This window comes from Blastococcus sp. TF02A-35 (assembly GCF_004571075.1).
Lineage (GTDB): Bacteria > Actinomycetota > Actinomycetes > Mycobacteriales > Geodermatophilaceae > Blastococcus.
Genome location: NZ_SPQP01000009.1, coordinates 42,120 through 54,424, shown reverse-complemented (window position 1 = coordinate 54,424; position 12,305 = coordinate 42,120). Strand labels below are relative to the sequence as shown.

The following is a 12,305-nucleotide window of genomic DNA, read 5'->3' as shown; positions in this document are numbered from 1 at the left end:
CCTCAGTCCACCGGGTCGGCCGCGGGCTCCAGGTTCGCCGCGCCCGCGGTGGCGGCCAGCTCGACGCCCTCCAGGAAGCCCCGCGCGCGCTCGGCGCGCGGGTAGCGGGCGACCAGCGCCCAGAAGCGCTCGTCGTGGCTGGGCTCGAGCAGGTGCACCAGCTCGTGCACCAGCACGTAGTCGACGACGTAGTCGGGCATCGACCGCAGCCGGCCCGACAGCCGGATGGTGCGGTCGGCGGGGGTGCACGACCCCCAGCGGCGGTGCTGGTTCTCCACCCACCGGACGCTGGCCGGCTCGGCCAGGCCGTCCAGGTGGGCGGCCGAGAGCGCCCGTGCCCGGGCCATGAGCTCGTTGTCCCCGCCGAGGGAGCGCTTGCGGCGCTCCTCCCGGGTGCGCAGCTTGGCGACCATCTGCGCCACCCAGCGCTGCTCCTCCGCCGGGCTGAACGCGGCGGGGATCAGGACGACGGTGCGCCCCATCTCCCGGTAGGCGGTCACCGTGCGCCGGCGACGCGGGCTGCGCCGCACCTCCACGACGTCGTCGTCCGCCGGGTCGGGCACGGCGGAGCTGTCGGGAGGCGTTGCGGGCACGGAGGCACCGTAAGACACCGGCCGGGCGTGGCGCCTGCCCACGGACACCCTCTCGGGTGCAGGTCGCACGGACGGTGGACACGGCCGCCGCTCCAGCCGGTGACGAGGTCGCGCGCTGTGCGCCGTCCACACCCGGTCGGGGGCATCGCCGCAGGTCGGGGGCGGCGACGGCGCTGCGGAGCGCGACCCGTCCCCCAGCCGTCCCCGGGCCGCGCACAGCGACACGCCACGTCGTCCCCATGGCGTCCACAGGTTCGTCCACAGCTGTGGGTGACGCAGTGCGACGACGCCCGTGGGGCCGCCGCCTCCGCGTGCCCGCTGTCCGGGCCGGGCCCGGTCCGCACGGGTAGCGTGCTCGCGCAACGGCGCCCGGCGTGCGAGCCGGGCGGCCCCGAGTTCCGAGGAGATCCCCGTGGCGGAGAGCTACAACGGCTACTGCGTGAAGTGCAAGGAGAAGCGCGACTTCGACGGAGAGGTGAAGGTCAGCGAGTCCGGTCGACGGATGGCGCAGGGGACCTGCCCCGTCTGCGGCACCAAGATGAACCGGATCCTCGGCAAGGCCTGAGCCCTCCTGCCCCACCGGGGCAGGCTGGACGGCGGCGTCCCCACGGGGGCGCCGCCGTCCGTCGTCCCGGGCCTGTGGAGAACGGCAGCGGCCCGGGCCGCCCGGCTGCCACGCTGCCCGGGTGAGCGACAGCGCCCATCCCCTCCTCCCGCCGGCGACGCCCCTCCTGCACGCCGACGGCGGCGCCGTGCAGGTCGGGGGCGTGGACTCGACCGACGGCCTGCTGCTCGACCCGGTGCCGGGGCTGCCGAACCTGATCCGCGCCCTGGACGGACGGCGCTCACAGCGGGCGGTGCGCGCCCAGGCCGCGCGCGACGGCCTGGACCCCGGCCTCGTCGACACCGCGCTCGAGGCGCTGCGGGGCACCGGGCTGCTGACCGACCTCGACCCGGCCGACCTGCTGGCCACCGGGGCGGGCCCCGCCGCGGCCGCGCGGGCCCGGGTCGAGCTGCCGTCCGCGGTCCGCGTGCCCGGCTCGGCGGTGTGGCGCACCCGGGCGCTGTCCTCGGTCGTCGTCGAGGGGGCCACCCGGGTGGGGACGCCGCTCGCGGCGGTCCTGGCGGCCAGCGGCGTGGGCCGCGTCGTCGTCCACGACAGCGGCGTGGTCCGCGCCGGGGACGCCGTCGTCGGCGGGCTGACCGCCGGGGACGAGGGGCGGCCGCGCTCGATGGCCGCAGCCGACGCCGTGCGCCGGGCGAGCCCGCTCACCGACCTGCGACCGCTGCCGCCGGGCGCCCTGCCCGACCTGGTGGTGCTGACCCGGCCGTGGGCGGCCTCGGACCCGGTGGCGCTGCGCGGCACCGGGTCCGGCGCGCACCTGGTGGCCACCGTGCGCGGGGAGACGGGGGTGGTTGGCCCGCTCGTCGTGCGGGGCGCCACCAGCTGCCTGCTCTGCGCCGACCTGCACCGGCGGGACGCCGACGCCCGCTGGCCGCGGCTGGCCGCCCAGCTGGTCGCCGCGGAGGCCCCGCCGAGCGGCTCGACGCTGACCTGCCTGCTCACCGCGCTGCTGGCCGCGGGACAGGCCCTCGCCTACCTGGACGACGCCGGTGCGCCGCTCACGCTGGGGGCCACCGTGGAGCTGCGGCCCCCCGACCTCCTCCCCCGGGTGCGCCGCTGGCCTGCGCACCCGTCCTGCGGATGCGGCGCCGGGGCCGGCGACGACGGCGGGGATCCGGCTCCTCCGGGCGGGGAGGCGCCGGAGCAGGGAACAATGGGGAGCTGAGCGCGCCCACGCCGCTCACCGGACACGACACGGCGCCGCTCTCCCCGCGCCGGCGAGGAGGACGTGTGAGTGACGAGCGACCGGTGATGCCGCGGGGGTCGGTCTCGCGCACCGCCCGGCTGGCGTCGCTCCCCCTGGGTGCCGCGGGCCGGGCCACGCTCGGCCTGGGCAAGCGGCTGTCCGGCCAGTCGGCGGAGGCGGTCAACGCCGAGCTGCAGCAGCGGACGGCCGAGCAGCTGTTCGCCGTCCTGGGCCAGCTCAAGGGCGGCGCGATGAAGCTCGGGCAGACGCTCTCGGTGTTCGAGGCGGCGGTCCCCGAGGAGATGGCCGCCCCCTACCGCGAGGCGCTGGTCAAGCTCCAGGAGGAGGCGCCGCCGATGCCGGTGCGGACGGTGCACGCCGTCCTCGCCCAGCAGCTGGGCGGCACCTGGCGACAGCGGTTCCGCGAGTTCGACGACACGCCCGCGGCGGCGGCGAGCATCGGGCAGGTGCACCGGGCGACCTGGCGCGACGGCCGCGACGTCGCGGTGAAGATCCAGTACCCGGGCGCGGGCACGGCGCTCATGGCCGACCTCAACCAGCTGGCCCGCTTCGCCCGGCTGTTCGCCTCGCTGTTCCCGGGGCTGGACGTCAAGCCGCTGATCGCCGAGCTCAAGGCCCGGGTCGCCGAGGAGCTGGACTACGGCCTGGAGGCCGACGCGCAGCGGGCGATGGCGGCCGCGTACGCCGGTGACCCGGAGATCGCGGTGCCCCGGGTGGTGGCCAGCGCCCCGAAGGTCGTCGTCTCCGAGTGGATGGAGGGGACGCCGCTGTCCCGGGTGATCGCCGACGGGTCGCGGGAGCAGCGCGACCGGGCGGGGCGCCTGCTCGCGGTGCTGCACTTCTCCGGTCCGCAGCGGGCCGGGCTGCTGCACGCCGACCCGCACCCGGGGAACTTCCGGCTGATGCCCGACGGCCGGCTGGGCGTCATCGACTTCGGCGCCACCGCGCGGCTCCCCGACGGCCATCCCGAGCCGATCGGCCGGCTGCTGCGCTGGGCGCTGGCCGGCCGCGCCGGGGAGGTGCTGGCCGACCTGCGCACGGAGGGCTTCGTGCGCCCCGGGGTGGACATCGACGCCGAGGGGGTCCTGGACTACCTGCGCCCCCTGCTTGAGCCGGTGGCCGGCAGCCACTTCCACTTCACCCGGGCGTGGATGCAGGAGCAGGCAGCCCGCATCGCCGACCCGCGGACCGAGGCCAACCGGCTGGGGCGCCAGCTCAACCTGCCCCCGGCCTACCTGCTCATCCACCGGGTGACGATCGGCTCGATCGGGGTGCTGTGCCAGCTCGACGCCGACGCCGACTGGCGTGCGGTCCTCGAGGAGTGGCTCCCCGGCTTCAAGGACTGACCGGAGGGGCAGCCGGGTCCGGACGCACCGGGAGACGCCGGGCCCGGCTGCCCACCGCCGTCAGTAGACGGCGGCGCTGGCGCGCGCGGCCCGGCGGACCGCACGCTCGGCCCGGCGGGCGGACCGCCTGGCCAGGTAGAGACGGCGGGCGCGGGTGACGGCCTCCGCCTCGGCCTGCAGCTCGGCGTGCCGGCTGCGGGCCAGTTCGTGCTCGGTGGTGTACATGGCTGCTTCCTTCGGTCTGCTGGAGGACTGCTCGTCGCTGGTCTCGGTGCTCACGCGGCGACCACCTTCCGGGGGCGGCCACGGGGCCGCTTCCGGGCGATGACCACGCCGCGCTCGAAGATCTCGCCGCCCCAGACGCCCCACGGCTCGGCGCGGTCGAGCGCACCGGCCAGGCACTTCTGGCGCACCGGGCAGCTGCCGCAGAAGCCCTTCGCGAGCTCCAGCTCGCTCGGGCTCTCGGCGAACCACAGGTCCGGGTCCTCCACCCGGCACGGCAGCGGGAGCCGCACCGGCGCGGGTGACAGGGGCGGACGGGGACGTCCCCGCTGAGGCGGGTGGGGAAAGGTCGGCGTCGGTCCACCGGTCCGGGGGAGCCCGGGTCGGCGGTGGGACGTCGGGCGGTCGATCGTCTGCTGCACTGCCGCTCCTCCTCGTACTCGTCGGGTACGGCCGGCGGGGGCTCCGCCGACCGAGGTCGGGGGCCGGGTGCCGCGGAGAAACGAAGAGGCCGCGGATCCCGGGGTTCGGGTTCCGCGGCCTCGAGGAGGACCGGTCGAGCGCTAGCTCTGCGGTCTCCCCGGGGAGTGGATCCCGAGGGGGGTGCTGTCGTCGGTGGGGGTGTGGGTCGGCGCGAGGAAGCGCTCGACGAGGGCCTGCTCCCGGCGCTTGCCGAGGACGCCCGCGATGGCGGGCACACGGGTGGCGGGGGCGCGGAGGGCGGCAGCGGTGAGGGCCCAGCCGGTGCACGGGGCGAGGGACAGACCGGTGGCGCCGGACGGGGCGGCGGAGCCGTTGACCGGCTCGAAGCCGCCACGGCTCAGGACATCGGCGGAGGTGGCGGTCCGGTTCATGGTGATCATCGAAGTGCCCCTCCTTCCTCTGTCCGCGTCCTGGCCGGTCGGCCGGGATCGCACGGGGGCGCAGCTCGTGTGTGTCAGGACACTAGGGGGACGGCCGAGATGCGGTCAAACGAATTAATCGGAGATCCCGCGGACGGGTGCGACGAGTCCCTCGCGGGTCAGCCGCTGACGGTGGCGAGCACGTCCTCGCCGTACAGGTCGAGCTTCTTCGCGCCGACCCCGGGCAGCCCGGAGAGCTCGCGCAGGCTGGTCGGCCGGCTCTCGGCGATCGCCTGCAGCGTGGCGTCGGAGAACACCACGTAGGCCGGCACCGACTGCGTCTGCGCCGCCTGGCTGCGCCAGGCGCGGAGCCGCTCGAACAGCTCCCCCGCCTCGCCCTCGAGCACGACCTTGGCCTTCTTGGCCGGCCGGCGGGCCGGCGGCGCGGTCGGGCCGGACTCGGGAGCCAGCCCGGTGAGGAACTGGCTGCGCGGCCGCGCCCGGCGTCCGCCGGGGTTGCGCGCCAGCGACCAGGACAGCGACAGCTGCTCCCGTGCCCGGGTGATGGCGACGTACAGCAGCCGCCGCTCCTCCTCCACCGCGTCGGGACGGCTCAGCGACTGCGCGATGGGGAGCACCCCCTCCACGAGGCCGACGACGAAGACGACGTCCCACTCCAGGCCCTTGGCCGCGTGCATGGAGGCGAGCGTGACGCCCTGCACGGTGGGCGCGTGCTGCGCGTCGGCCCGCTGGGCCAGGTGGTCGACGAAGCCGCCGAGGTCGAGCGCGGGGTTCTCGGCCACCAGGTCCACCGCCAGGTCGACCAGCGCGGCCAGCGACTGCCAGCGGTCGCGGGCCGCTCCCCCGGGCGGCGGCCGGTGCTCGGCCCACCCGGTCGAGGCCAGCACGTCGCGGACCGCGGGCACGAGCATGCCCGGGTCGTTGCCACCTGCCGCCGCCCCGCGCAGCAGCAGGACTGCCTCGCGCACCTCGGGGCGCTCGAAGAACCGCTCCCCGCCCTTGAGCACGTAGGGGACGCCGGCCGCGGCCAGCGCGTTCTCGTAGACCTCGGACTGGGCGTTGATGCGGAACAGGATCGCGATCTCCGCCGCCGGCATGCCCTCGTCGATCAGCGCCCGGCACCGCGCCGCGATGGCGGCGGCCTCGGCCGGCTCGTCGGGGTACTCGGTGAAGCGCGGCTCGGCACCCTCGGCCCGCTGGCCCAGCAGCCGCAGGCCGGGCAGGCCCTTGCGCCGCGGTGCCATGCCGATGAGCTTGTTGGCCAGCCCGACGACCTGCGGCGTCGAGCGGTAGTCGCGTTCCAGCTTCACCACCGCGGCGTCCTGGTACCGGTCGGCGAACCCCAGCAGGTAGTCGGGGTTGGCGCCGGTGAAGGAGTAGATGGTCTGGTTCGGGTCGCCGACGACGCAGACCTCCGCCCGCCCGCCCAGCCAGGCGTCGAGCAGCCGCTGCTGCAGCGGGTTGACGTCCTGGTACTCGTCGACGACGAAGTGCCGGTACTGCGCCCGCACCTGCCGGGCGACGTCCGGGTTGCCCTCGATGGCGTACGCGGTGACCAGCAGCAGGTCCTCGAAGTCCAGCGAGCCGTCGCGCTGCTTCGCCGACTCGTAGCTGGCGTACACCGCGGCCACCGCCGCCGGCTCGAACGGCGCCTCGCGGCCGGCCGCCTTCGCGCGCGCCGGGTAGTCCTCCGGCGTCGCCAGGGTGGTCTTGGCCCACTCGATCTCGCTGGCCAGGTCGCGGAGGCTGGTCCGGTCGGTGGTGAGCCGGTTGCGGGTGGCCGCCGAGGCCACCACGCGCAGCTTGTTCTCGATGAGCGAGGGCATGGGGCCGCCCAGCACCCGCGGGGCGAAGTAGCGCAGCTGGCGCATCGCGGCGGCGTGGAAGGTGCGGGCCTGGACCCCGCCCACGCCGAGGCCGGCGAGGCGGGCGCGCAGCTCGCCCGCGGCACGGGCGGTGAAGGTCACGGCGAGCACCTGCTCGGGCACGTAGGTGCCGGTGTGCACGCCGTAGGCGATGCGGTGGGTGATGGTCCGGGTCTTCCCGGTCCCGGCGCCGGCGAGGATGCAGACCGGGCCCGACACCGCCTGCGCCGCCTCGCGCTGCTCGTCGTCGAGACCGCTGAGCACGGCCTCCGCCTCCGCCTGCGACATCGCCGCCGTCCCTCCTGCTCGCCCTGCCGGCCCGACGGGCCCCACCCGATCCTCCCAGCCCGGGCCGACACGGCCCGGGAAGCATCCCCAGGGGGGTCGGCGTTGTCGATCACGAGCACGCCACCCCGGAACGGGACTGGACCCGCCCGGCACGAACAGGGAGACTCCCCGCGATGACCACGACCCCCGGCGCCGCCGTCACGATGTACACCACCTCGTGGTGTGGCTACTGCGTGCGGCTCAAGAAGATGATGCAGCGCGAGGGCATCGACTACGCCGAGGTCAACATCGAGGAGGACGCCGCGGCGGCCGACCTGGTCATGCAGGCCAACGGCGGCAACCGCACGGTCCCCACGCTGGTCTTCCGCGACGGCAGCGCCCTGACCAACCCGAGCATCGACCAGGTCAAGGCCCAGCTGGCACAGCAACCGGAGGCGTGAGACCCGTGGTCCCCGGCCCCCGGCCCTCCGGCCAGCGCGACGGGTCCCCGTCGTCCGGCGCGGGCCCGACCGACGACCACGCGCGGGTCGCGCTCACCCGCACCGCGCGCGGCTGGACCGTCATCCCGGTCTCCGGCCCGGTCGCCGGGGAGGCGGTCGGTGACCTCCTCGAGGGCATGACCCTCGCCGACCTGGTGGCCGACGAGCTCGGCGGTCTGCCGGAGCCCGACCGGACCGCCCGGCGCTCCGCCCGCGGACCCTCCGGCGCCCCCGCCGACGACGACCCCGTCGACGCCCGGATCGCCGCGCTGGAGCGCACCGTCGCCCAGCTGGAGCACGCCCTCGCGGCCCGCGTCTCCACCGAGCGGGCGATCGGCGTGCTGGCGGAGCGCAACGGCAGCAGCCCGCGGGCGGCGTTCGAGGAGATGCGCCGGCAGGCGCGCTCCGAGGGGCGGCCCGTCGTGGACCTGGCGCGCGAGGTGCTCGACGGGCTGGCCGCGGACCCGGCACCCGGCGCCGTCACGGTGGCCCCCGCCGTCGGCCCCGCCACCGCCCCGCTCCCCCGGGTGCAGCCCGCACCGCCGGCCGCCGTCGTCGCGGACGGCCGGTCCTGACCCGTCCGGAGCCGCTCTCCCCCGACGCCCTGGCCGACCGGCTGGCCGCCCTGCTCGCGGCCACCCCTCCCGACCCGGGCGCGGCCGCCCTGCGCGTGGGCGTCGACGGCCCGGAGGCCGCCGAGCCGGAACGGCTGGCCGGGGCGGTCGCCGAACGGCTGCCCGCGCTCGGGCACGGCGCCGTCGTCGTCCCCGCCACGGGCTTCTACCGGCCGGCCTCGCTGCGGCTGGAGCACGGCCGCACCGACCCCGACGCCCGGTACACCGACTGGCTGGACGGGAACGCCCTCAACCGCGAGGTGCTCGGCCCGCTCGGCCCGGGTGGCAGCGGCGAGTACCTGCCGGTCCTGTGGGACCTCGACCGCGACCGTGCTGCGCGCGCACCGCGCCGGCCGGCACCGCCCGGCGCCGTGGTCCTGGTGCCGGGCTCCCTGCTGCAGGGGGTGGGGCTGGCCCTGGACGTCGTCGTCCACCTGCGGATGTCCCCGGCCGCCCGGAGGCGACGCACACCGCCCGAGGAGCAGTGGGCGCTCCCGGCCTTCGACCGCTACGACGACGAGGTCGACCCGGCGGCCCTCGCCGACGCCGTGGTGCTCGCCGACCACCCCGAGAAGCCCGCCCTGGTCCTCGGCGGTCGCTGGAGCTGAGTCAGAGCTCGCCCGCGACCCACAGGTCGAGGATGTGCCGGGCGATGGAGATCGACGGCGGGATGGCCAGCCGGCCGTCCGGTGCGCGCAGCTCGTCGCGGGTGAACCAGCGGGCCTCCTCGATCTCCGTGGGGTCGACCCGGATCTCCTGCTCCCCGTCGGCCCGGGCGACGAAGCCGAGCATCAGCGACTGCGGGAACGGCCACGGCTGGCTGGCCACGTAGCGGATGTCGGTGACCCGCAGGCCGACCTCCTCCTCGACCTCCCGGGCGACGGCGGCCTCGGCCGACTCCCCCGGCTCGACGAAGCCGGCGAGGATGGAGAACCGTCCGGGCGGCCAGACCGCCTGCCGGCCGAGGACGACGCGGTCGCCGCCGTCGTGGACGAGCATGATCACGGCGGGGTCGGTGCGGGGGAAGAACTCCACCCCGGTGCTCGGGTCGCGCTGCGTCCACCCGGCGCGCTCCACCGTCGTGGCCTCGCCGGTCAGCGGGCTGAACCGGTGCCGCTCGTGCCACTCGAGGATGCCGATGGCCTCCGCCAGCAGCCCGGCGTCGAGGTCGCCGAGGTCGGCCCCGATGTCGCGCAGCCCGGCCCAGGAGTCGACCGGGCGGCCGTTGACGGTGAGCGACCGCTCGCCGCGGACCGCCGCGTAGGGGACGCCGTCGGCCTCGCCGAGGAACACCGCCCCGAGCGGCAGCTCGGGTCGCTCGTCCCAGACCAGCGCGGGCCCGGACGGGCCCTCCTGGACCGGGACGGTGCGCTGGGGGTCGACGGTCAGCACCCGGACCGGGCGGCCGCGCGCCGGGTCGGGCAGCGACCGGGCGAGGTGCGCCCGGTCGTGCGCGGCCCGCGACAGCAGCGGCCGCCGGTCCCCGGTCATGCCTTGTCGCCGCTCCCGGTCACGGTGACCGGGCCGAGGGTGCCCAGCTCGGCCGCGACCCGGTCGGCGTCGCCGACCACGACCGCGGTGAGCGCCTCCGGCGCCAGGTACCGGGCGGCGGCCGCCTGCACCTGCTCGACGGTGACCGCGGCGAGGTCCTGCTGGTGGCTGCGCAGCCAGTCCGCCGGCATGCCCGCGCCCAGCAGCGCCGACAGCGTGCTGGCCAGCCCGGCGTGCGTCGCGGTGGACAGCGCCATGCTGCCGAGCACGTAGCGGCGCGCCGCGTCCAGCTCCACCTCGGTCACCGGGGTGAGCGCGATCCGGCCGAGCTCGTACAGCGTCTCCAGCAGCGCCGGGCCGGTGACCTCGGTGGCGACGTCGGCCTCCACCAGGAACGACGAGGTCGCCCGCTGGTGGTCGATGGCACTGCGCGGGCTGTAGCTGTAGCCCTTGCGCTCGCGGATGTTCTCCACCAGCCGGGAGGAGAAGTAGCCGCCGTAGATCATCGCGGCCAGGCGCGTCGCCGGGAGGTCGGCGTCGGTGCGGCGCGGCGCCGGGCCACCCAGCCGCAGGTTGGACTGCACCGCCCCGGGCCGGTCGACCAGCTCGATGCCGGCCGGCCGCAGCTCGGTGACCGGTGGGGCCTCGACGGCGGTGCCGCTGCCGGTCCACCCCTCGAGCGCGGCGGCGACGGTGTCGGCCGCGGCCCGCGGGTCCAGGTCGCCGACGAGCACGAGGATGCTCCCGGCGGGCAGCACCCGCTCGCGGTGCAGCCGGCGCAGCGCCGGGGCGCGCACCGCCGACACGAGGTCGGCGTCGGGCAGCTGGATGGCGTAGGGGTGGGCGCCGTAGCGCCGGGCGGCCAGCGCCGACCGGGCGATCGTGCCGGGCTGGGTGCGGGCGATGGCGATCCGCTCGGCCAGCCGGTCCCGCTCGCCGTCGACCTGGCCGGCCGGGTAGCTCGCGCCGGTGAGGAGCTCGGCGAGCACGCCCAGCACCGGGGCGAGGCCGCCGGGCAGCAGCGTCGTCCCGAAGAGCAGCCGGTCGGCGTCGGTGGCCACGGAGAGCTCGGCACCGTGGGTCTGCAGCAGCTGCGCGATCTCCGCCTGGTCGTGCTGCTGGCTGCCCAGCAGCACCGCGCCGGAGAGGACGGCGCCGCGCGCGGCGTGCACCCCGGCGTTGCGCGCGCTCGCCGCGGCGAAGGGCACCCGCAGGCGGAGCTCCACAAGCGGCACCCCGGGACGCGGGACGACGACGAGGCGCAGCCCGTTGGGCAGCGTCGTCTCCTCGGCCTGCGGGACCGGCTGCGGCCGGGGCTCGCCCAGCGGCGGGATCAGCGAGGTCGGGGCGTTCATCGGGCGCCTCCTGCCGGTCGCAGCTCGAGCATCGCGACGGTGCCGGGGTCCAGGCCCCGGGCCGCCGCCTGCACCGCCTCGGGGGTGACCCGGGCGAGACGCGCGGCCAGCTCCCCCGCCAGCTCGGCGCGGCCGTGGACGAGCTCGGCGGCGGCGAAGGAGAGGGTGCGGCCCAGGATGGAGTCCGACTGCTGGAGCAGCTGGGCCTCGGTGCGTGCCTGGACCCGGCGCAGCTCCTCGGCGTCCACGCCGTCCTGCGCGATCCGGCCGATCTCCTCGTGCACCGCCGCGGTCACCCGCTCGGCGGGGACGCCGGCCGGGTGGTGCACCTGGGTGGTGAGGAGGGTGGCGTCGCGGACGTCGAACGGGTCGCCGAAGAGGCCGACGTAGCTGCTCTGCGCGATGGCGGTCCGGTCGCCGTGGATTAGCCGCCGCTCGAGGCGGGAGGCGTCGCCCTCGCTGAGCACCTCGGCCAGGAGCACGGTGCCGAGGTAGGTGTCGAAGTCGCCGACCGGGTCGGGCACCCGCCAGCCCAGCGCCAGCGCGGGCGCGGTGGCCAGCCGGTCCTCCACGACGGCCGAGCGCACGGTGGTCGGCGAGGGCTCGCCGGTCGGCGGCAGCGGCGGGACGTCGCGGGCGGGCACCGGGCCGAACCAGCGGCGCACCAGCTTCTCGGTCTCGGCGACGTCGAGGTCGCCGCCGATGCAGAGGACGGCGTTGCCCGGCGCGTAGTACCGGTGGAAGAAGTCGGTCGCGTCGTCGACGGTCGAGGACTCCAGGTCGACGAACGAGCCGTAGCCGTCGTGGGTGTTGGCGAAGCTCTTGAACGCGACCTGCGGCAGCTGCAGCCAGGGGAAGGCGCCGTAGGGCCGGTTGAGCACGTTGACCCGGATCTCCTCCTTCACCACGTCGATCTGGTTGCGGAGGTTCTCCTCGGTGATGGCCGGCGCCGCCATGCGGTCGGCCTCGAGGAAGAGGGCGCGCTCCAGCGCCTCGGCGGGCAGCGCCTCGAAGTAGTTCGTGTAGTCCTGGTGCGTCGACCCGTTGAACGTGCCGCCGGCGGCCTGGACGAGCCGGGCGTGCTCCATCTTCGCGACGTTCGCCGACCCCTGGAACATCATGTGCTCGAAGAGGTGGGCGAACCCGGTCCGCCCCTCGGGCTCGTTGCGCATCCCGACGTCGTAGTAGACGCTCACCGCCACCACCGGCACGCTGCGGTCGGGGGCGAGGACGACCCGCAGCCCGTTCTCCAGCGTGAACCGTTCGATCGGGTGCCGCAGGGTCAGTTCGGTACCAGCTGCAGTCACGCGCCCGACAGTAGCCGCGGGCGCCGACGCCCCGCCGTCCGGTGGACGAC

14 protein-coding genes are annotated in these 12,305 nt (G+C 76.3%); 6 read left to right on the top strand and 8 right to left on the bottom strand.

The window, feature by feature from the left end; all coding sequences use genetic code 11:
• Positions 1–2 precede the first annotated feature (2 nt).
• Positions 3–593 carry a M48 family metallopeptidase gene (locus E4P43_RS06460; protein WP_209313753.1) on the bottom strand — a complete coding sequence of 197 codons (591 nt, stop codon included), beginning with the start codon at positions 591–593 and terminating at the stop codon, positions 3–5.
• A 412-nt stretch (positions 594–1,005) separates the two neighbouring features.
• Between E4P43_RS06460 and E4P43_RS19830 the strand changes: the two genes are divergently transcribed.
• The 3 genes from E4P43_RS19830 (at position 1,006) to E4P43_RS06450 (ending at position 3,771) form a co-directional block, all read left to right on the top strand.
• Positions 1,006–1,158, top strand: a complete 153-nt coding sequence (locus E4P43_RS19830) for a DUF5679 domain-containing protein (protein ID WP_012950213.1) — start codon at positions 1,006–1,008, stop codon at positions 1,156–1,158.
• Between the two features lie 121 nt (positions 1,159–1,279).
• The gene (locus E4P43_RS06455) at positions 1,280–2,383 is read left to right on the top strand and encodes a ThiF family adenylyltransferase (RefSeq protein WP_135144590.1); all 1,104 of its coding nucleotides are present in this window, start codon (positions 1,280–1,282) and stop codon (positions 2,381–2,383) included.
• A gap of 65 nt (positions 2,384–2,448) precedes the next feature.
• A complete protein-coding gene (locus tag E4P43_RS06450) occupies positions 2,449–3,771 on the top strand; it encodes an AarF/ABC1/UbiB kinase family protein (RefSeq protein WP_245158968.1) in 1,323 nt (440 codons plus the stop codon).
• Positions 3,772–3,831: 60 nt separating this feature from the next.
• On the opposite strand, the gene E4P43_RS06445 is transcribed toward E4P43_RS06450, so the two are convergent.
• The 4 genes from E4P43_RS06445 to E4P43_RS06430 form a co-directional block, all read right to left on the bottom strand.
• The gene (locus E4P43_RS06445; RefSeq protein ID WP_135144589.1) at positions 3,832–4,050 is read right to left on the bottom strand and encodes a hypothetical protein; all 219 of its coding nucleotides are present in this window, start codon (positions 4,048–4,050) and stop codon (positions 3,832–3,834) included.
• Positions 4,047–4,415, bottom strand: coding sequence for a WhiB family transcriptional regulator (locus tag E4P43_RS20925; RefSeq protein WP_348522151.1), 369 nt, complete (start codon positions 4,413–4,415; stop codon positions 4,047–4,049). The genes E4P43_RS06445 and E4P43_RS20925 overlap by 4 nt, the downstream gene beginning before the upstream one ends.
• A gap of 141 nt (positions 4,416–4,556) precedes the next feature.
• Positions 4,557–4,856: a hypothetical protein gene (locus E4P43_RS06435; RefSeq protein ID WP_135144588.1), complete on the bottom strand. Its 300-nt coding sequence runs from the start codon at positions 4,854–4,856 to the stop codon at positions 4,557–4,559.
• Positions 4,857–5,014: 158 nt separating this feature from the next.
• Positions 5,015–7,009 carry an ATP-dependent DNA helicase UvrD2 gene (locus E4P43_RS06430; RefSeq protein ID WP_135144587.1) on the bottom strand — a complete coding sequence of 665 codons (1,995 nt, stop codon included), beginning with the start codon at positions 7,007–7,009 and terminating at the stop codon, positions 5,015–5,017.
• A gap of 173 nt (positions 7,010–7,182) precedes the next feature.
• Here E4P43_RS06430 and E4P43_RS06425 point away from each other — a divergent pair, with 173 nt between their 5' ends.
• The 3 genes from E4P43_RS06425 to E4P43_RS06415 all read left to right on the top strand — a co-directional run bounded on the left by E4P43_RS06425 (position 7,183) and on the right by E4P43_RS06415 (position 8,710).
• Positions 7,183–7,449 carry a mycoredoxin gene (locus E4P43_RS06425; protein ID WP_135144586.1) on the top strand — a complete coding sequence of 89 codons (267 nt, stop codon included), beginning with the start codon at positions 7,183–7,185 and terminating at the stop codon, positions 7,447–7,449.
• Positions 7,446–8,063: an ANTAR domain-containing protein gene (locus tag E4P43_RS06420; protein WP_245158967.1), complete on the top strand. Its 618-nt coding sequence runs from the start codon at positions 7,446–7,448 to the stop codon at positions 8,061–8,063. The genes E4P43_RS06425 and E4P43_RS06420 overlap by 4 nt, the downstream gene beginning before the upstream one ends.
• A gap of 95 nt (positions 8,064–8,158) precedes the next feature.
• The gene (locus tag E4P43_RS06415; protein WP_245158966.1) at positions 8,159–8,710 is read left to right on the top strand and encodes a uridine kinase; all 552 of its coding nucleotides are present in this window, start codon (positions 8,159–8,161) and stop codon (positions 8,708–8,710) included.
• A gap of 1 nt (position 8,711) precedes the next feature.
• Here the strand turns inward: E4P43_RS06415 and nudC are convergent, their stop codons facing one another.
• Genes nudC through E4P43_RS06400 form a run of 3 tightly spaced genes read right to left on the bottom strand, consistent with a single transcriptional unit; the run spans position 8,712 to position 12,255 of the window.
• Positions 8,712–9,593, bottom strand: coding sequence for an NAD(+) diphosphatase (gene nudC / locus E4P43_RS06410; RefSeq protein WP_135144584.1), 882 nt, complete (start codon positions 9,591–9,593; stop codon positions 8,712–8,714).
• Positions 9,590–10,948: a pitrilysin family protein gene (locus tag E4P43_RS20790; protein WP_135144583.1), complete on the bottom strand. Its 1,359-nt coding sequence runs from the start codon at positions 10,946–10,948 to the stop codon at positions 9,590–9,592. Before E4P43_RS20790 ends, nudC begins: the two co-directional genes overlap by 4 nt.
• Positions 10,945–12,255 (bottom strand): pitrilysin family protein, encoded by a 1,311-nt coding sequence (locus E4P43_RS06400; protein WP_135144582.1) that lies wholly within the window; start codon positions 12,253–12,255, stop codon positions 10,945–10,947. Before E4P43_RS06400 ends, E4P43_RS20790 begins: the two co-directional genes overlap by 4 nt.
• Between the last annotated feature and the right edge of the window lie 50 nt (positions 12,256–12,305).